Here is a 20,328-nt window from a genome sequence, read left to right on the forward strand (position 1 = left end):
CGGCTCAGGCCAGGGCCAGGAAGCGCTGCGGGTCGACCTGCCATTTGCCGGGCGACTCGTGGCGCACAATGCGGTCGCCCCCGCCGAAGCCCAGTCCGCGCGCCAGGTCGACCAGTTCCGGCTTGATGTAAGCCTGGCTGCGGGTGCTGTAGAACACTCTGACCTTGGGCGTGAGCAGGCTGGTTTCGTGCGGTTCGATCACCACGCCCAGGCGTCCCGATTCCAGCAGCACCAGCGTGCCGACCGGGTAGATGCCGACGCAACGCATGAATGCCTGGACCAGCGCCGGCTCGAACTGGGTGCTGCTCCACTCGTACATCTTGCGCAGCGCCTCGGCCGGCGGGATGCCCTTGTGATAACAGCGGTCGGCGGTGATGGCGTCGTAGACGTCGACGATGGCCGCCATCTGCGCCAGTTCGCTGATCGCTGTGCCGCCCTGGCGCTCAGGGTAGCCGGCGCCGTCGCGCCGCTCGTGGTGGTGCAGCGTGATGTCGAGCGGAATCGTGCCGATGCCCGGCGTGCGCGCCAGGATGTCGTGACCGTCCTGCGGATGACGCCGCACGATGGCGAATTCCTCTTCGGTCAGGCGCCCCGGCTTGTTCAGGATGGCGTCCGGAATCAAGGCCTTGCCGGTATCGTGCAGCAGGCCGCCGATGCCGGCCTGGTAAATGGTCTCGGCATCCAGCCCACGCGCGCGGCAGAATGCCACCAGCAGGGTGCACACGCTGACCGAATGCAGGAAGGTGTAGTCGTCCTTGCTCTGGATGACGGACAGCCCGAGCAAGGCGCCGGCGTTGCGCAGGATCGAGCCGGTGATGTTCTCGACGACCGGCGACACCTGATCGAGTTCGACCGCCCGCCCCATGCGCGCATCCTGCATCACGGTCTTGACCAGGCCGGCGGCCTGGCGCCGGATCGACAGCGCGCGATCGAATTCATCGGCGAGCGTGGTGCGCGGCGCCACCACCGGACGGGCGCCGATGGCGGCGATCCCGGCGTCGACCGCGGCCTCGGCTTCGGCCACCGTCGGCGCATCGTCGGCATCCAGGCCGAGGCTGCAATCGATGGTGATCGAGTGGATGCGCGCTGCCACGATCTTGCGGATCTCGTCATCGTGCGTAATCTTGAAACGGTTGCGCAGGAAGGGATGCGTCATCCAGCCGCAGTCGAGCGCATGGATGAACATCCCGACGCGCAGTTGCGAGGGATCAACTTTCTTCAGCATGGGGTGAGGCGCAGGTCGGTTGCCGGTATGTCGCGGTGGGTCTCAGGTATGGTAATGTCGCCGCGTTTTGCGGCGTTCAAGTATACCTACTTCGGGTGTTTAGTTGCCACATGAAAACAATTAATGATCACTATGTATCTATAAAGATACAAAGATTTCATAATGGAACTTAGACAGCTCCGCTATTTCGTTGCCATCGTCGATCACGGCTCGCTATCGCGCGCGGCCCTGGTGCTGCACGTGGCGCAGCCTGCGCTGACCCAGCAGTTGCGCCAGCTGGAGGACGAACTGGGGGTGCAATTGCTGCACCGTACCGCCCAGGGCGTACTCAGCACCGACGCCGGCAAGGTGTTCTACGAGCACGCGCAGGCGATCCTGAAACAGGTCGCGGATGCCCAGGCCGCCGTGGTGCAGTCGGCCGAGCGGCCATCGGGCAGCGTCACGCTTGGCCTGCCGCACAGCATTTCAAGCGCACTGGCGCTGCCGCTCTTGCGCGCCATTCGCCAGCGATACCCGGAAATCACGCTGCAGCTGACCGAGGAATTGACCGGCAACCTGACCGAGCAGTTGCGCGCCGGCCGCGTCAATCTCGCGGTACTGCTCGACGACGGCCAGTTGGGCGGCTTCGCCACCACTTTGCTGGTCGAGGAAGAATTGCGCTACATCTGCCGCGACGATACCCCGCTGGCGAGCGGGCGCGACAGCGTCTCCCTGCGCGAAGTGCTGGACACCACCCTGATCCTGCCCGGCCTGCAGCATGGTGTACGGCCGCGCATCGAAAGCACGGCGCGCGGGGCCGGCCTGCACGCGCGCGACGTCATCGAAATCAATTCGATCGCCATCCTGAAATCGGCGATCCTGGCCGGCATGGGCGCGACCATCCTGCCGGTGGCGCCGGTGCTGGCCGAAGTCGAACGCGGCGCGATGCGCGCGCTGCCGATCCATGGCCCGGCGATCGCGCGCACCGTGGTGCTGTGCGCCTCGCGCAATATCCCGCTCACGAATGCGGCCTCCGCAGTCGGCCGCCTGGTGGCCCAGGTGGCGCACGATCTGTGCGACAGCGGAGACTGGATCGGCGCCCGTCCCCTCTCCTGACCGCTGCTGATAAGCCCTCTCCGGGCTTTTTGATGTGCATCAAAGATTTTTCCGCTTGGGAAAACTAATCTCGCGTCATCGCTCCATTACCAGATCTAGCTACACGTAGTTTGCGCACGCTCAAATCTGCCATTGGAGCATTTTGAAGGCGCACACATGCACACTCTTTCCAAGCACCCACTGCGCACACCGCGCCGCAGCAACCTGGCCTTGACGCTGGCCGTGACCCTCGCCGTCAAGTGCCTGGCGCTGTACGGCCTTTGGTACGCCTGTTTCTCGCATCCGCAAACCAAGCACATGCTGCTGCCGGCCGGCCAGGTGGAACGCCACCTGTTCGCCATCCCGGCCGCGCGTGATCCTCTCCCCACCAAATAAAACGCAGGTTCCACCATGCCTCCGCTCGACGATGTCGTAGCCCTTTCGCGGCTACAGTTCGCAGCCACCGCGCTGTATCACTTCCTGTTCGTTCCCCTGACCCTGGGCCTGGCCTGGATCCTGTTCATCATGGAATCGAGCTATGTCATGACCGGCCGCCAGGTGTACAAGGACATGACCCAGTTCTGGGGCAAGCTGTTCGGCATTAACTTCGCGATGGGCGTCACCACGGGCATTACGATGGAGTTCCAGTTCGGCACCAACTGGGCCTACTATTCCCACTACGTCGGCGACATCTTCGGCGCGCCGCTGGCGATCGAGGGCTTGATGGCCTTCTTCCTCGAATCGACCATGGTCGGCCTGTTCTTCCTCGGCTGGAACCGCCTGTCGCCGCGCAAGCACCTGATGGTGACCTTCTTCGTGGCGCTCGGCTCCAGCCTGTCGGCACTGTGGATCCTGATCGCCAACGGCTGGATGAACCACCCGGTCGGCGCCGCATTCAACTTCGACACCATGCGCATGGAGCTGGTCTCGATCTCGGAAGTGATCTTCAATCCGGTGGCGCAGGTCAAGTTCGTGCACACCGCCGCCGCCGGCTACGTAACGGCCTCGATGTTCGTGCTCGGCATCTCGGCGCTGTACCTGCTCAAGGCGCGCGACGTGCCGTTCGCGCTGCGCTCGTTCGCCATCGCCGCCGCCTTCGGCCTGGCCTCGACCCTGTCCGTGATCGTGCTGGGCGACGAATCCGGCTACACCGCCGGCGAAGTCAACAAGGTGAAACTGGCCGCCATCGAAGCGGCCTGGGAAACCCAGCCGGCGCCGGCCGGTCTCACGCTCTTTGGTTTTCCCGACGATGCGAAGCAGACCACCGACTACGCGGTCGAGCTGCCCTGGGTGCTGGGCCTGATCGCCACCCGTTCCTACGACGGCAAGGTCACCGGCCTGAAGGAACTGCGCATGGAAAACGAAGCGCGCATCCGCACCGGCATGACGGCCTACGCCGCCCTGCTGCGCCTGAAGGGCGGCGACAAGTCGCCTGAAGCGAAAGCCGCCTTCGAGGCGGTCAAGGCCGACCTCGGCTACGGCCTGCTGCTGAAGAAGTACACGCCGAACGTGGTCGACGCCAGCGAAGCGCAGATCAAGCAGGCCGCGGCCGACACCATCCCGAAAGTGGCGCCGCTGTTCTGGTCCTTCCGCGGCATGGTCTTCCTCGGCTTCCTGTTCCTGTTCATCTTCTGCGCATCGGTGTGGTTCATGGTACGGCGCAACCTGGCGCCGCAGCGCTGGCTGTTGAAACTGTGCGTGATCTCGATCCCGCTGCCGTGGGTGGCCGCCGAACTGGGCTGGATCGTGGCCGAATACGGCCGCCAGCCCTGGACCATCGCCGGCGTGCTGCCGACCCATTTGTCGGCATCGAGCCTGAGCCCGGGCAACCTGTGGTTCTCGCTGTTCGGCTTCCTCGGCTTCTACACGCTGCTGCTGGTGGTCGAGATGGGCCTGATGGTCAAGTACGCCAGGATCGGCCCGGCCAGCCTGCATACCGGCCGCTATCACGGGGAACCGAGCGGCGAGTCCGGTAGCGACAAGCCCGAGCACCTGGCGGACGACCAGATTGCCGCCGTCTGAACGCCTGACATAGACAAGGAACCATCATGCTGTTCGATTACGAGACTTATAAACTGATCTGGTGGGCCTTCGTCGGCGTGCTGCTGCTCGGCTTCGCGCTGACCGGCGGCTTCGACTTCGGCGCCGGCATCGCATTGCCTTTTGTGGGACGGACCGACACCGAGCGCCGCATCGTCATCAACGCGATCGGCGCCACCTGGGAAGGCAACCAGACCTGGCTGATCACCGCCGGCGGCGCCCTGTTCGCGGCCTGGCCGCTGGTGTACGCGGCCGCCTTTTCCGGCTTCTACGTCGCCCTGCTGCTGTGCCTGTTCGCGCTGTTCTTCCGCCCGGTCGGCTTCGACTACCGCAACAAGCTGCAGGACCCGCGCTGGAGAAGCACCTGGGACTGGTGCCTGTTCGCCGGCGGCTTCGTCCCGCCGCTCATCTTCGGCGTCGCTTTCGGCAACCTGCTGCAGGGCGTACCGTTCTGCTACGACGACATGCTGCGCCTCGAATACACGGGCGGCTTCTTCGACCTGCTGAATCCCTTCGGCCTGCTGTGCGGCGTACTGTCCCTTGCCATGCTGGCGCTGCACGGCGCGACCTACCTGCAGCAAAAGACCGAAGGCGCCGTGGCCGAACGGGCGCGCCTGATGGCGATGGGCGCCGCGATGCTGACCATCGCGCTGTTCGCGGCCGGCGGGCTGTGGATCGCCACCGGCATCGAGGGTTATCGGATTGCCGCCATGCCGGATGCGAACAGCGTGTTCCTGCCCGCGGCCAAGACCGTGACCCGCGCGCCAGGGGCCTGGCTCGACAACTTCTATCGCTGGCCGCTGCTGTGGATCCTGCCGGTCATGGGCCTGGCCGGCGCGCTTCTTGCCTGCGTGTCCAGCGCCGCGCGCCGTTCGCTGCCGGCCTTCCTGTCCAGCGGCCTGGCGGTGACCGGCGTGGTGCTGACCGCCGGTGCCGCCATGTTCCCGTTCGTGATGCCCTCGTCGCTGCTGCCGGCCCACAGCCTGACCGCCTGGGATGCGGTGTCCAGCCATCGCACCCTGTCCGTGATGTTCTGGGTCGTGATCGTGATGCTGCCGATCGTCAGCTTGTATACGGGCTGGGTGTACCGCGTCATGCGCGGCAAGGTCACGCACCAGCACATCCAGGACAACCAGCACACCGCTTATTAATTCATAAAGAACGAAGGAATACGATCATGTGGTACTTCTCATGGATGCTCGGCCTTGGCTTCGCCATCACGGTCGCCATCATCAATGCCATCTGGCTCGAGACCAACTATGCGTTCGGCCAGCGCACCGAAGCAGGTACCGAGGCGCGCTTCCAGGAAGAGCGCCGCAAGCGGCAACGCTGACCAGCATCGGGGGTATCATTTTTTCTTATACCCCCATCCCCAATCCGTATTTCCGACTACGTCAAGTCGTCGCTACACTCCAGTAAAAGCCGCAAAAAGCGGATGACGGCCCGCCCCGCCAGGCGCCTACCCGGCGCTGAAGCGAAGGCGGGCCAGTTCACCATACCATTGGAGACACCATGCCCGACACCATCCTCGGCCAAGGCGCGCACGCGCCCGCCGTCCCCCCTGCCCCACCTGCGCAGCCCCCCGCACTCAAAGACGTCAGCCTCGACGACAAGTACACCGCCACCGAAGGCAAGATCTTCTTGTCCGGGATCCAGGCGCTGGTGCGCCTGCCGATGATCCAGAAACTGCGCGACGAACAGGCGGGACTGAACACGGCGGGCTTCGTGTCCGGCTACCGCGGCTCGCCGCTGGGCGGCCTGGACGAAAACCTGTGGGAGGCCAAGGGACACCTGGAAGCCAAGAATATCCAGTTCGTGCCGGGCGTGAACGAAGACCTGGCCGCCACCGCCGTCTGGGGTACCCAGACCGTCGACCTGATCGGCCCGGCCAAATACGACGGCGTATTCGCCATGTGGTATGCCAAAGGGCCGGGCGTGGACCGCTGCGGCGACGTTTTCAAACACATGAACCATGCCGGCACCAGCAGGCATGGCGGCGTGCTGCTGGTTGCCGGCGACGACCACGGCGCCTATTCCTCGACCCTGCCGCACCAGTCGGACCACATCTTCGCCGCCTGCATGATCCCGGTGCTGTACCCGTCCAATGTGCAGGAATACCTGGACCTGGGCGTGCATGGCTGGGCGATGTCGCGCTTTTCCGGCTGCGCGGTAGCGTTCAAGGCGCTGGCCGACACGGTCGAATCGAGCGCCTCGGTCGACGCCGATCCGTTCCGGGTCGCGGTCAGGATCCCGCAGGATTTCGCGATGCCGGAAGGCGGCCTGAATACGCGCCTCTCGTCCGTGCCGCTGGGCACCCAGGCGCGCAACCAGGAAGCGCTGATGCAGGACTACAAGATCTACGCGGCCCTGGCCTATGCACGCGAAAATAAACTGAACCGCACCGTCATCGACAGTCCGGATGCAAGGCTCGGCATCGTTGCCTCCGGCAAGTCCTACGTCGACGTGCTGGAAGCCCTGGAAGAACTCGGCATCGACGAAGCGATGGCGGCCCAGGTCGGCCTGCGCGTGTACAAGGTCGCGATGATCTGGCCACTGGAGCCGGAAGGCGTACGCGAGTTCGTCCAGGGTCTCGAGGAAATCCTGGTGGTCGAGGAAAAGCGCCAGGTGGTGGAATACCAGCTCAAGGAGCAGCTGTACAACTGGCGCGACGACGTCCGTCCGCACATCGTCGGCAAGTTCGACGATAAGGGCGAATGGGTGTCGCCGCGCGGCGAATGGCTGTTGCCGCCCAAGGCCGATTTCTCGGTGGCGCAAGTGGCGCGCGTGATCGCCGGCCGCATTGCGCGCCTGAACCTGGACCAGCGCACGCGCGACCTCATCAAAGCCCGCCTGGCCTTTTTGGAAGCCAAGGACGCGGTGCTCATGAAGGCCGTGAGCACGCCCTTCCGCCCCGCCTTCTATTGCTCCGGCTGCCCGCACAATACATCGACCAAGGTGCCGGACGGCTCGTTCGCGCTGGCCGGCATCGGCTGCCATGTGATGGCGACCTCGATCTACCCGGAGATGAACAAGCTGACCACCCACATGGGCGGCGAAGGCACGCCGTGGATCGGCCAGGCCGCCTTCTCGAAGGTGCCGCACGTGTTCCAGAACCTGGGCGACGGCACCTATTTCCACTCGGGCTATCTGGCCATCCGCGCGGCGATCGCGGCCAGGGTGAACATCACTTATAAAATCCTGTACAACGATGCGGTAGCGATGACCGGCGGCCAGCCGGTCGACGGCGTCACCTCGGTGCCGCTGATCGCCCAGCAGATGGCGGCCGAAGGGATAAAACGCATCGCCCTGGTCACCGAAGACCTGTCGCGCTACGAAGACCGTTCTTCCTTGCCGGCGCTGGTCACCCTCCACGACCGCAAGCACATGGACGACGTGCAGCGCGAATTGCGCGAGCTGCCCGGCGTGACGGCCCTGATCTACGACCAGACCTGCGCCGCCGAGAAGCGCCGCCGTCGCAAGAAAAACGAATTTCCGGACGTGGCGAAACGCATGGTGATCAACGAAGCCGTGTGCGAAGGCTGCGGCGATTGCGGCGTGCAGTCGAACTGCGTCTCGATCCTGCCCAAGGAAACGGAATTCGGCCGCAAGCGCAGCATCGACCAGTCGTCCTGCAACAAGGATTATGCGTGCGCCAAGGGCTTCTGCCCGAGCTTCGTGACCGTCGAAGGCGGCACGCTGAAGAAGAACAAGGCCGGCGTGAGCAAGTCCGATGCGGATGACGGCTGGGGCGCGCTGCCCGAGCCGGCGCTGCCCTCGATCGCGCATCCGTACAACATCCTGATCAACGGCATCGGCGGCACCGGCGTGATCACCGTCGGTGCACTGATGGGCATGGCGGCCCACCTGGAAGGGAAAGGCGCCTCGGTGCTGGACATGACCGGCATGAGCCAGAAGAACGGCTCGGTCACCTCGCACGTAAAAATCGCCGAGACGCCGGAACGCCTGCGCGCCCAGCGCATCGCCACCGGCGAGGCGGACCTGGTGCTGGGCTGCGACATGCTGACCGCCGGCGCCGCCGACGCGATCTCGAAAATGCGTCCGGGCCGCACGGTGGTGGTGGTCAACCTGCACGAACAGCCGACCGGCACCTTCGCCCAGCAGAGGGACTGGGAATTCCCGGCGGCGCAGGTGCGCACCTTGATCGAGGAAGCGGTCGGCGGCGCTGCTGGCGTCGACTTCCTCGACGCCACCAGGCTGGCGACCGCGCTGATGGGCGACTCGATCGCGGCCAACCTGTTCATGCTCGGCTATGCCTGGCAAAAGGGCCTGGTGCCGCTGTCGGAAGCTGCGCTGCTGCGGGCGATCGAACTGAATGGCGTTGCCGTCGCCTCCAACCAGCGCAGCTTCCTGTGGGGCCGGCGCGCCGCCGCCGACCTGGCGCGCGTCGAAAAGGTCGCCATGCCGGCCCAGGCGGTGGTGGTGCAGATGCCGCAAGGCCTGGATGCGGTCATCCGCAAGCGCGCCGAGTTCCTGACCGGCTACCAGGATGCCGCCTATGCCGCCCACTACGAATCGCTGGTCGCGCGCGTGCGCGAGGCCGAGCGTGCAGCCGGCCTGGGCAGCAAGCTGACGATGGCGGTTGCCAGGTCGCTCTTCAAACTGATGGCCTACAAGGACGAGTACGAAGTGGCGCGCCTGTATACGGACGGCCGCTTCGTCGAACAGCTGAAAACCCAGTTCGAAGGCGATTTCTCGCTGAAATTCAACCTGGCGCCGCCGCTGTTCGCCAAAAAGAACGCCAAGGGCCACCTGGTGAAAGCCGAATTCGGTTCCTGGATGTGGACCGCCTTCAAGCTGCTGGCCAAGTTGAAAGGCTTGCGCGGCGGCGCTTTCGACGTGTTCGGCTACAGCGCCGAGCGCCGGATGGAACGGGCGCTGATCGCCGAATACCGCGCCATGGTCGAGGACCTGCTGCCGGCGCTGGATGCGGCCAACCACGCGACCGCGGTCGAACTGGCGGCGCTGCCGGAACAGATCCGCGGCTTCGGGCATGTAAAGGAGACAGCAGTAGCCGCATACCGGGCTCGCAAGGAAGAGCTGCTCAGCGGCAATGTGAAGAGACGCGCTGCTTGATGACTGAGTGTGCGTATGAACGTCGCTCCCGCGCAGGCGGGAGCCCAAGTTTGCATGCGGACTCGCGGCGGTATTCCGGCTGAGCGCACAACTTGGGTCCCCGCCTCCGCGGGGACGACGTTGTTTGAGATCACGTCAATTCAAATATTTCACGCAGCACGCGCCACCACACCAACTTGACGTTAACGTTAACGTCATATACCGTACAAGAACACCTGTTCGCTTCCGACTCTCAAGGAACACCATGAACGACATCACCCCCGCTGCCAGGCTCGAGCTCCCGGAACAGCCGAAACTGGCCAACAAAGTACGCTTCGTCACCGCAGCCTCGCTGTTCGACGGCCATGACGCCTCGATCAACATCATGCGCCGCATCCTGCAATCGAACGGCGCCGAAGTCGTCCACCTGGGCCACAACCGTTCGGTCGACGAAGTCGTCACCGCGGCGCTGGCCGAAGACGTGCAAGGCATCGCCATCTCCAGCTACCAGGGCGGCCACGTCGAATATTTCAAGTACATGATCGACCTGCTGCGCCAGCGCGGCGGCGCGCATATCAAAGTGTTCGGCGGCGGCGGCGGCGTGATCGTCCCGGCCGAGATCGAGGAACTGCATGCCTACGGCGTGAGCCGCATCTTCAGCCCGGAAGACGGCCAGAGAATGGGCCTGGTCGGCATGATCCGCTCGATGCTGGAGGCCTGCGACGTCGACCTCTCTCCGTATGCGCCGACCACGGTCGAACCGCTGCGAACGGGCCCGCTCGAAGCCCGCCACCGGCCGCTGGCCCAGCTGATCACGGCGCTCGAAAACGGCAAAGTGGATGGTGGCCTGCGCAAGCAGGTGATGGACCTGAGCGAAGGTTTGAAGGTGCCCGTGCTCGGCATCACCGGCACCGGCGGCGCGGGTAAATCCTCGCTGACCGATGAACTGATCCGCCGTATCCGCCTCGACCAGAACGACCGCCTGCACATCGCCGTCATCTCGATCGATCCGTCGCGCCGCAAGTCCGGCGGCGCCCTGCTCGGCGACCGCATCCGCATGAACGCGATCAATCCGTGGAACGGGCAGACGCGCGTGTTCATGCGCTCGCTGGCGACGCGCGAAGCGGGGTCCGAGATCTCGCAGGCACTCCCTGACGTGATCGCCGCCTGCAAGCTGGACGGCTTCGATCTGGTGATCGTCGAAACCTCGGGCATTGGCCAGGGCGACGCCGCCATCGTGCCGCACGTCGACCTGTCGATGTACGTGATGACCCCGGAATTCGGCGCCGCCTCGCAGCTGGAAAAGATCGACATGCTCGATTTCGCCGATTTCATCGCCATCAACAAGTTCGACCGCAAGGGTGCCCAGGATGCGCTGCGCGACGTGGCGAAACAATACCAGCGCAACCGCGAGCTGTGGAGCCTGAGCCCCGAGCAGATGCCGGTGTACGGCACCCAGGCTTCGCGCTTCAACGACGATGGCGTCACCGCGCTGTACCACGGGCTGCTGCCAGCCCTGGCCCGGCTCGGCCTGCAGGTCGAGACGCCGAAGCTGCCGCAGCCGGCACAGCGCTACTCGAGCGGCAAGCACGTGATCGTGCCTCCGGCACGCATCCGCTACCTGGCCGAAATCGCCGACACCGTGCGCGGCTACCACCGCAATGTCGACAAGCAGGTGAAGCTGGCGCGCGAGCGCCAGCAGCTGAGCGAGACCAAGCGCATGCTGGCGGCGGTCAACCGGGAAGTGGTCCTCGACGACCTGATCACGGAACGCGACAGCGCCATGGACGCCGGCGCCAAGAAGCTGCTGGCGATGTGGCCGGACATGCAGGCGGCGTACGCCGGCGACGATTACGTGGTCAAAATCCGCGACAAGGAAATCCGCACCCGGCTGGTACAAAAAACCCTGTCCGGCACCACCATCCGCAAGGTGGCGCTGCCGAAGTACGAAGACCACGGCGAAGTGCTGCGCTTCCTGATGCTGGAAAACGTGCCCGGCTCCTTCCCGTTCACGGCCGGCGTGTTCGCTTTCAAACGCGAAGGCGAGGACCCGACCCGCATGTTCGCCGGCGAGGGCGACGCCTTCCGCACCAACCGACGGTTCAAACTGGTCTCGACCGGCATGGAGGCGAAGCGCCTGTCGACCGCCTTCGACTCCGTCACCCTGTACGGCGCCGACCCGGCGCTGCGTCCGGACATCTACGGCAAGGTCGGCAACTCGGGCGTCTCGATCGCCACGCTGGACGACATGAAGGTGCTGTACGACGGTTTCGACCTGTGCAGCCCGAGCACGTCCGTCTCGATGACGATCAACGGCCCGGCGCCGACCATCCTGGCGATGTTCATGAACACCGCCATCGACCAGCAGATCGACCGGTTCGTGCGCGACAACGGGCGCCAGCCGACCGCCGATGAAGCGGCCAAGATGAAGGAGTGGGTACTGGCCAACGTGCGCGGCACCGTGCAGGCCGACATCCTGAAGGAAGACCAGGGCCAGAACACCTGCATCTTCTCGACCGAGTTCTCGCTGAAGGTGATGGGCGACATCCAGGAATACTTCGTGCACCATCAGGTGCGCAATTTTTATTCGGTGTCGATCTCGGGCTATCACATCGCCGAAGCGGGCGCGAATCCAATCTCGCAGCTGGCATTCACCCTGTCGAACGGTTTTACTTTCGTCGAAGCCTACCTGGCGCGCGGCATGCACATCGACGATTTCGCGCCCAACCTGTCGTTCTTCTTCTCGAACGGCATGGACCCGGAATACACGGTGCTGGGCCGCGTGGCGCGCCGCATCTGGGCGGTCGCCATGCGCGACAAATACGGCGCCAACGACCGTTCGCAAAAGCTGAAGTACCACGTGCAGACCTCCGGCCGCTCGCTGCACGCCCAGGAAATCGACTTCAACGACATCCGCACCACGCTGCAGGCACTGATCGCCATCTACGACAACTGCAATTCGCTGCACACCAATGCGTATGACGAAGCGATCACCACGCCGACCGACGAATCGGTGCGGCGCGCCCTCGCTATTCAGCTGATCATCAACCGCGAATGGGGCCTCGCGAAAAACGAGAATCCGAACCAGGGCGCCTTCATCGTCGACGAATTGACCGATCTGGTCGAGGAAGCGGTGCTGCAGGAGTTCGAGCGCATCGCCGAGCGCGGCGGCGTGCTGGGCGCGATGGAAACCGGCTACCAGCGCGGCAAGATCCAGGAAGAGTCGATGCTGTACGAGCACAAGAAGCACGACGGCTCGCTGCCCATCATCGGCGTCAACACCTTCCGCAACCCGAAAGGCGAAGGCGCGCCGGCCGTCATCGAACTGGCACGCTCGACCGACGACGAAAAACAGTCGCAGCTGGCGCGCCTGGACACCTTCCACGCTCGCAACGCCCAGGCGGCGCCCGCTGCGCTTGCGGCGCTGCAGCAGGCGGCCATCGACAACGACAACGTGTTCGCGCGCCTGATGGATGCCGTGCGCGTGTGCTCGCTGGGGCAGATCACCACGGCGCTGTTTGAAGTCGGTGGGCAGTACCGGCGCAATATGTGAGCGATGAAGGCCGGGTGGGCGGAAGCGGCCCACCCTACGTCAATCCTGTGGGCAATGCTGGACGGCGTGGCCTAGAATGGTTCCGCCACCACCACGGAGCCTTGCCATGCCGATCAAGCCGGAAGACCTCACTGCCTTGATGCAGGAAGTCGAGCAGGAAGACCCGATCGATTTCGCCGACCTGCCCTTCCCCGAAGACGAACTGCGCCAGCTTGTCGCCATCCAGCTGTGCGGGATGGCGGCGTCGATGGACAGTTTCAGCACCGAAGACAAGTTGATGACCCTGCTGGCCGTGTCGGCCAAGCTGGTGCTGGAGAACATGGTGCTACATATACAACTGCTGCGCCGTGATGGTCTACCAGTCGGCAACGACGTCGAGGCCCTGCTCCAGCGCTTGAAAAAAGGGGAAAATGATGAGGGCCACTAATTAATATCGCGAATAAGCGACAAACGGTGGCAAACGGTGGCACATCCGCCACTACTGTCTTTACAAATAACCGATTTGTACGGCATAGCCCGCCAAGGCGGCTTAAAATCTGTTCCTTAAGGTATTATTGTTGAGAGGAATCCGCTCAGCCAGCGCCTCTCATCCCCATCCTCGAGGAATCCCGAATGCCGCGTCACGCCAACAAGCTCAAACTCACCGCTGCCCTAGTTTCCAGCGCTTTCCTGATCGCAGGCCTGGGTGCCTGCGGCAAGACCCAGACTACCGAGTCGCTGCTTGCCGAAGCCCAGCAATACCAGCAGAAAGGCGACATCAAGGCGGCCCTGATCCAGCTGAAGAATGCCGTCGAGAAGAGCCCGGAGAACGGCGAGGCCCGTATCGCACTCGGCAATCTCGAACTGGCCATGGGCGATGTACCCTCGGCCGAGAAGGAATTCCGCAAGGCACGTTCGCTCGGCATCCCTGCCGAGCGTGTCCTGCCGATGATGGGCAAGGCGATGGCGCAGCAAGGCAAATTCAAGGAGATCCTGCAGGAAGTCACGCCGGAGATAGCGGCCAAATCGGCGCCGCTGATGTCGCTGCGCGGCGAAGCCCTGCTGACCACCGGCCAGCCGGGCGACGCCAAGGCGGCCTTCGATCAGGCGCTGGCGATCAACCCGAACTCGGGCGATGCCCTGCTGGGCCTGGCACGCCTGGCCGTGCTGGCGAAGGACCGCGATGCGACCGAGCGCTACGTCAACGAGGCAGTGGCCAAGGATCCGAAGAATCCCGAAGTCTTCATGGCGCAAGGTACCCTGCTGCGCATGCAGAACAAGCCGGACGAGGCGCTGGCCGCGTTCAACCGCACGCTGGCGCTGGACCCGGCCCACCGCACCGCCCACATCGAGAAAGCCTATATCGAGATCGGCCGCGGCAAGTTCCCGGCAGCGAAGACGGAAATCGATGCCGCACAAAAGAATGCGCCGGGCAACCTGCTGGTCACCTACACCAGCGCCCTGTATGAATTCACCCAAGGTAAATTCTCCGCAGCCCAGGAAAACTTGCAGCGTGTATTGAAGGTGGCGCCGGATCACATGCCGAGCGTCTTGCTGGCCGGTGCATCCGAACTGCAGCTGGGCGCGATCCAGCAGGCCGAACAACACCTGCGCAGGTACCTGGAGGCGGCGCCCAACGACACCTACGCGCGCAAGCTGCTGGCCCAGGCCCAGCTGAAGAATGCCCAGCCGGCCGACGCCGCTGCCACACTGGCGCCGGCACTGAAGAACGATGCCGCCGATCCGCAGCTGCTGGCCCTGGCCGGCGAATCCTATATGCAGGTGCGCGATTTCAACAAAGCCAGCAGCTACCTGGAAAAAGCCGCCGAACTGGCGCCGAAAGCGGCCGGCGTGCGTACCTCGCTCGGCCTGTCCAAACTGGCCAGGGGCGACCAGTCGGGCGGCCTGAGCGACCTGGAAATGGCGACCTCGCTCGATCCCAAGTCCTCGCGTGCCACCATGGCACTGGTGCAGACCGAAATGGGCCTCAAGCACTACGACAAGGCGCTGGCCGCGGCCGACGCCCTGGCCAAGCAAGAACCGAAGAACCCGCAGGTCTACAACCTGAAGGCTGCGGTCAACATGGTCAAGGGCGACATTCCGGCCGCGCGCACTGCCCTCGACCAGGCGCTGGCGCTCGATCCGACCTTCGCACCGGCCGTGAAAAACATGGCGCGCCTGGATCTGCTCGAGAAAAAGCCGGACGCCGCCAAGCAGCGCTATGAAAAAGTCCTGGAAAAGGACAAGAACAACGTCGAAGCGATGACCTCGCTGGGCCAGCTGGCCATGCTGCAGAACCGTCCTGAAGAAGCCACTTCGTGGTTCGAAAAGGCCAGCAACGCCAGCCCCAACGCGGTGAACCCGGCGGTCACGCTCGGCATGCATTACCTGCGCACCAACCAGCCGGCCAAGGCCCTGAACCTGGCGCGCAAGTTCCAGACCACCAATGCCACCAGCCCCGAGCTGCTGGACATGCTGGGTCAGGCGCAGGTCGCCAACAAGGACTTGAACGGTGCTCTGGAAACCTACAGCAAGATGTCCAACGTGGTGCCGAAGTCGGCCACGCCGCAGTTGCGCCTGGCCGCCGTCCACATGGCGATGAAGAACAATGCCGCCGCCACCGAGGACCTCAAGCGTGCCGTCGAGCTGCAGCCTGAACTGGTGCCGGCGCGCCTGGCCCAGGTCGAGATGGCGATGCGCAGCGGCCGTCCGGACGAGGCGCTCGGCATCGCACGCCAGATGCAGAAGATGAACGACAAGTCGCCGGTCGGCTATGCCACCGAAGGCGACATCCTGCTGGCGCAGCGCAAGGCGGCGCAGGCGGTGCCGGCCTACGACAAGGCGCTGGCCCTGGCCAAGTCGCCGCAGCTGCTGGTGCGCTCGATGCAGGCGCTGAACATGGCCGGCAAGGGCAAGGAAGCCGAAGCGCGCGGCAACGCGTGGCTGAAAGAGCACCCGAGCGATCCGATGGTCACGATGTTTGTCGCGGAAACCAACCTGGCGCGCAAGGACTACCCGACCGCGATCCGGATGCTGGAAGCCGTGGCCAAGCAAACCCCGGACAATGCAGCCGCCTTGAACAACCTGGCTTACGCCTATCAGCAGGTCAAGGATCCGCGCGCACTCCCGACCGCCGAGCAGGCATTCAAGCTGGCCAGCACCAATGCGGGCGTCATGGATACCCTCGGCTGGATGCTGGTGGAACAAGGGAATACCGGCCGCGGTTTGCCGCTGCTGCAAAAAGCCAGCAGCCTGGCGCCGAATGCAACCGAAATCCGCTATCACCTTGCGGTCGGTCTGCATAAATCCGGCGACAAGCAGGGCGCGCGCAAGGAACTGGATACCCTTCTCGCCGATGGCAAGCCGTTCCCGCAAGCCGACGACGCACGCGCATTGCTAAAGACCTTGTAACTGGTTAATATACGTTATCCATAATAAAACAATAAGCCACGCCAAGACGGACGTGGCGAGCTAACCTGGCGCCGGCGCCACCGCCGGCGTTTCTCAATGGGGAATCCTGCGATGGCGACTTTTGACGATTTCAAGGACCCAGAGGGTGAATCGGCCGTATCTCTATCGGACGCTCATGATTTCAATGATCGCGATAATATTACGCCCTCTCAATATGAGGATGTGATCGTGAACCACGATTCGTACGGAATCCGGCTTACCGATACGGCGGACGGGCGTAATTCAGCAAGCATGTTAATCAATAAGATGTATGCCTGGCGTGGCTACGCCGGTACGCATCAGCTGAGTGACGACCCTAATCGCATCACCCTCACGGCAACCGACAAGGGCGAAGTAGTGGGCACGCTCACCATCGGCATCGACTCCCCGATCGGCCTGATGGCCGACCAGATCTTCAAGGAAGAACTCGATTTTCATCGCAACAAGGGCGCGCGCCTGTGCGAGTTCACCAAACTGGCTTTCGATCCTTCGGTGCGCTCGAAAACCTCGCTGGCCAACCTGTTTCACCTGGCCGTGATCTACGGCCGCGATATCCATAAATGCACCGATATCGTGATCGAAGTCAATCCGCGTCATCGCCGTTTTTACGAGCGCATGCTGGGCTTCAAGCAGGAAGGCGATTTGAAAATCAATCCACGCGTCGACGCGCCGGCCTTTCTGTTGCGCGTCAACCTGGAATACGTGACCGAGCAAATCGAAAAATTCGGCGGCACCTTCACTGCCGACAATAACGTCACCGAACGTTCGTTCTATCCGTATTTCTTTTCGCCGCGCGAAGAAATGGGTATTCGCAACCGTCTGCTGCGCATGGACGACCAGCACGCGGGATGACCTCGCGCACCGGCGCCGGGCATTCCCGATCCTGGCGCGTTCCCGTCTTGCGATTCTCTTCTGACCTTCTGTATTTCCCCCATCGATGAATAATCCGTTCCGCTATGAACAGGCGTTTTCACGCAATATTGGCTGGGTCACGCCGGCAGAACAATCCACGCTGCGCGGCAAGCGCGTCGCCATCGCCGGCGGCGGCGGGGTCGGCGGTGTCCACCTGCTGACCCTGGCGCGCCTGGGCGTCGCCCATTTCCATATCGCCGATTTCGACAGCTTCGACATCGTCAACTTCAACCGCCAGGTGGGCGCCATGATGTCGACCGTCGGCCAGCCCAAGGCCGAGGTACTGGCACGCATGGCCAAGGACATCAACCCCGAGATCGACATCAAGATCTTCGACCAGGGCGTCAACAAGGACAACCTGAACGATTTCCTGGCCGGCGTCGACCTGTACGTCGATGCGCTCGATTTCTTCGCCTTCGATGCCCGCCAACAGACCTTCGCGGCCTGCGCCCGGCTCGGCATTCCAGCTACCACCGCGGCGCCGCTCGGCATGGGCGCCGCCCTGCTCAACTTCATGCCGGGCCAGATGACCTTCGAGGAATACTTCCAGTGGGGCGACCTGCCCGAGCTGGACAAGGCGATCCGGTTCGTGGTCGGCCTGGCCCCGGCAGGCCTGCACCGGCCTTACCTGGTTGTCCCGGAAGCCGTCAATTTCGCCGAGCGCCGCGGTCCGTCGACCTTCATGGCCTGCCAGCTGTGCGCCGGCATCGTCGCCACCGAAGCCTTGAAGATCCTTCTCGGGCGCGGCAAGATCCTGGCCGCGCCGCATGGCGTGCAGTTCGACGCCTACCGCAACAAGCTCACGCATACCTGGCGTCCCGGCGGCAACGGCAATCCGCTGCATCGTTTGATGATCAGTGTCGCCAAACGCCAGATGACCAAGCAACTGGCGCCGCAAGCATGAACATCCCGCCGAGCCTCCACCGCATCCTCGAACTGGCGCGCTGGGCGCCGAGCGGTGACAACACCCAGTGCTGGCGCTTCGAAATCGCCGCGCCCGACCATCTGGTCATCCACGCCTACGATACCCGGCACGATACCGTCTACGACCTGGATGGCCATCCGAGCCAGATTTCCATGGGTGCGCTGCTGGAAACCATCGACATCGCCGCCAGCGAGCAGGGCTTGCGCGCCCACACCGTGCGCCGTGCCGACAGCGCGCCCGACCGCCCGGTGTTCGACGTGCGCTTCAGCCCGAACGCCACGGTGACGCCGAGTCCCCTGCTCGGCGCCATCGAAACGCGCACGGTGCAGCGCCGCCCGATGCGCACGCGCCCGCTCAGCGCGGCCGAGAAGCGTGAGCTGGCAACCTGCGTCGGTCCCGACTTCGCCGTGACCTGGATCGAAGGCTTCGGCCCCAAGCTCAAGACGGCATGCCTGATGTTCAATAACGCTAGGCTGCGTTTGACCATGCCGGAAGCCTTTGAGGTGCACCGCCGCATCATCGACTGGAATGCCAGGTACAGCCCGGACAAGGTGCCGGACCAGGCGCTCGGCGTCGACAAGGCGACGCTGAAGCTGATGAAATGGGCGATGGTGAGCTGGAAGCGGATGTCGACCATCAACACCCTGATGGGCACCTGGGCGCCGCGCCTGCAGATGGATTTACTGCCCGGCATCGCCTGTGCGGCCCACTTCGTGCTGAAGGCGAAGCAGCAACCGCAGACGATCGACGACTACGTGCAGGCCGGGCGCGCGGTCCAGCGCTTCTGGCTGACCCTGACCCGGCTCGGGCTGTTCATGCAGCCGGAGATGACGCCGTTGATCTTCGCCAAGTACGTGCGCGAAAACACATCCTTTACGCGCGAGACCCGCCTGCATGCGCCGGCGCGCCGCCTGCAGCAGCAAGGCGCCGAACTGATCTTCAACGATGCACTGTACCCGGTCTACATGGGTCGCCTGGGTGCCGGCCCCGCCCCTGCCGCACGTTCGCAGCGCCTGCCGGTCGAGCAGCTGCTGAAGCGCTGACCGCACTGGAGCGCCTGTTCGGCGCAATTTCGTTCGACGACATAAAAAAATCGTTCTACAATAAAAAAGAGCAGGGAAACCCTGCTCTTTTTTATTGTCATTTATCCAGTCGGACGACCGGATAAATAGAAGGCCTTCTCGTTACGATCAGGCCTTCTTATGACAATTAGGCGTTCTTGTTGCGCTTGCGTGCTGCGACGCCGGCGCCCAGCATGGCGATGCCGAACAGGGCCAGCGAGCCCGGCTCAGGCACTTCAGCCAGTTTGAACTGACCGTTGTTGCTGACGAAGAAGTTCTGGCCCGGGACGTTGGCATAGGTGGTGCCGGTGGTGCAGCCTGCGCCGGTGTAACCGCCGAATTGGCAGGCGACTTCCGACACCAGGTTCGCGTTGGCCGGGCTGTTGAAGTTGGTCTGGCCGTTAGCGTTGGTGAAAGCGAAGGCCAGGATGTCTTCCGAGCTCAGGTCTTGACCATTGCCACGGAAGAAGTAACCCGATGCCAGGTCGCCAGCATTGGCCTTGGCGTACACGGTGACTTGACCGTTGCTGATCGGGTTGCCCGATGCGTCGACGGTGCCGCCGCCGCCGACCAGCACGTCGAAGCTGGCGATCAGCTTGCCGTCGTCAGCACCGTAGATGCCGGCGGTCGAACCGTAGTTGGCAACGGTGTCCTGGTAGATGTTGATGGTGCCGCCGGTGAACTGGAACTGGCCATTGAAAGTGCCGGTGCCGGTTGCTGCGAAGGTTGCAGTGATGTTACCGCCCGGGTAGTTGACCGGGAACAGCTGGCCGTTGCTGTCAGCCTGAACGATGTTGAAAACAGCGTTCTCTTGGAAGTTGAAGGTGTTGTTGCCGTTGTTGGCCAGCTGGATGAAGGCGTTGCCGTTCACGTCCAGGTATTCGCCGATGGCTTGGCCGCTCGAGTAACCGCCGCCGACCGGGTTGAAGACCCAGTTGGTCAGCACGTCTTCTGCATGCGCAGCACCGGCCATGGAAAGAGCTACAGCTGCAGCGCACGACAGTTTTTTCAGAAATTTCATGATTCGTTTTCCTCG

14 protein-coding genes are annotated in these 20,328 nt (G+C 63.6%); 12 read left to right on the top strand and 2 right to left on the bottom strand.

The window, feature by feature from the left end; genetic code table 11:
• Positions 1 to 4 precede the first annotated feature (4 nt).
• Entirely contained in the window at positions 5 to 1,225 is a 1,221-nt protein-coding gene (locus tag U1H99_RS13485; protein ID WP_323142252.1) for an HD-GYP domain-containing protein, read from the bottom strand.
• Positions 1,226 to 1,387: 162 nt separating this feature from the next.
• Between U1H99_RS13485 and U1H99_RS13490 the strand changes: the two genes are divergently transcribed.
• The 12 genes from U1H99_RS13490 (at position 1,388) to U1H99_RS13545 (ending at position 19,274) form a co-directional block, all read left to right on the top strand.
• Entirely contained in the window at positions 1,388 to 2,320 is a 933-nt protein-coding gene (locus U1H99_RS13490) for a LysR substrate-binding domain-containing protein (protein WP_323142253.1), read from the top strand.
• Positions 2,321 to 2,476: 156 nt separating this feature from the next.
• A complete protein-coding gene (gene cydP / locus U1H99_RS13495; RefSeq protein ID WP_323142254.1) occupies positions 2,477 to 2,695 on the top strand; it encodes a cytochrome oxidase putative small subunit CydP in 219 nt (72 codons plus the stop codon).
• Between the two features lie 15 nt (positions 2,696 to 2,710).
• The gene (locus U1H99_RS13500) at positions 2,711 to 4,321 is read left to right on the top strand and encodes a cytochrome ubiquinol oxidase subunit I (RefSeq protein WP_323142255.1); all 1,611 of its coding nucleotides are present in this window, start codon (positions 2,711 to 2,713) and stop codon (positions 4,319 to 4,321) included.
• 26 nt (positions 4,322 to 4,347) lie between these two features.
• Complete coding sequence (cydB, locus tag U1H99_RS13505; RefSeq protein WP_323142256.1) at positions 4,348 to 5,490, top strand: cytochrome d ubiquinol oxidase subunit II; 1,143 nt, start codon at positions 4,348 to 4,350, stop codon at positions 5,488 to 5,490.
• A 26-nt stretch (positions 5,491 to 5,516) separates the two neighbouring features.
• On the top strand, positions 5,517 to 5,672 hold the full coding sequence (gene cydX / locus U1H99_RS13510) for a cytochrome bd-I oxidase subunit CydX (protein WP_323142257.1): 156 nt from the start codon (positions 5,517 to 5,519) through the stop codon (positions 5,670 to 5,672).
• A 179-nt stretch (positions 5,673 to 5,851) separates the two neighbouring features.
• Positions 5,852 to 9,433: an indolepyruvate ferredoxin oxidoreductase family protein gene (locus U1H99_RS13515; protein ID WP_323142258.1), complete on the top strand. Its 3,582-nt coding sequence runs from the start codon at positions 5,852 to 5,854 to the stop codon at positions 9,431 to 9,433.
• Between the two features lie 244 nt (positions 9,434 to 9,677).
• Entirely contained in the window at positions 9,678 to 12,965 is a 3,288-nt protein-coding gene (icmF, locus tag U1H99_RS13520; RefSeq protein WP_323142259.1) for a fused isobutyryl-CoA mutase/GTPase IcmF, read from the top strand.
• A 106-nt stretch (positions 12,966 to 13,071) separates the two neighbouring features.
• Positions 13,072 to 13,392, top strand: coding sequence for a hypothetical protein (locus U1H99_RS13525; RefSeq protein WP_323142260.1), 321 nt, complete (start codon positions 13,072 to 13,074; stop codon positions 13,390 to 13,392).
• Positions 13,393 to 13,577: 185 nt separating this feature from the next.
• On the top strand, positions 13,578 to 16,355 hold the full coding sequence (gene prsT, locus U1H99_RS13530; RefSeq protein WP_323142261.1) for an XrtA/PEP-CTERM system TPR-repeat protein PrsT: 2,778 nt from the start codon (positions 13,578 to 13,580) through the stop codon (positions 16,353 to 16,355).
• A 111-nt stretch (positions 16,356 to 16,466) separates the two neighbouring features.
• On the top strand, positions 16,467 to 17,246 hold the full coding sequence (locus tag U1H99_RS13535; RefSeq protein WP_323142262.1) for an N-acyl amino acid synthase FeeM domain-containing protein: 780 nt from the start codon (positions 16,467 to 16,469) through the stop codon (positions 17,244 to 17,246).
• Positions 17,247 to 17,331: 85 nt separating this feature from the next.
• Positions 17,332 to 18,210: a ThiF family adenylyltransferase gene (locus U1H99_RS13540; RefSeq protein WP_323142263.1), complete on the top strand. Its 879-nt coding sequence runs from the start codon at positions 17,332 to 17,334 to the stop codon at positions 18,208 to 18,210.
• Entirely contained in the window at positions 18,207 to 19,274 is a 1,068-nt protein-coding gene (locus U1H99_RS13545) for a nitroreductase family protein (protein ID WP_323142264.1), read from the top strand. Before U1H99_RS13540 ends, U1H99_RS13545 begins: the two co-directional genes overlap by 4 nt.
• A 166-nt stretch (positions 19,275 to 19,440) precedes the next feature.
• Here U1H99_RS13545 and pepA read toward each other — a convergent pair whose 3' ends face one another.
• Positions 19,441 to 20,313, bottom strand: coding sequence for a flocculation-associated PEP-CTERM protein PepA (pepA, locus tag U1H99_RS13550; protein WP_323142265.1), 873 nt, complete (start codon positions 20,311 to 20,313; stop codon positions 19,441 to 19,443).
• Between the last annotated feature and the right edge of the window lie 15 nt (positions 20,314 to 20,328).

This window comes from Massilia phyllosphaerae (assembly GCF_034659755.1).
Lineage (GTDB): Bacteria > Pseudomonadota > Gammaproteobacteria > Burkholderiales > Burkholderiaceae_D > Telluria > Telluria phyllosphaerae.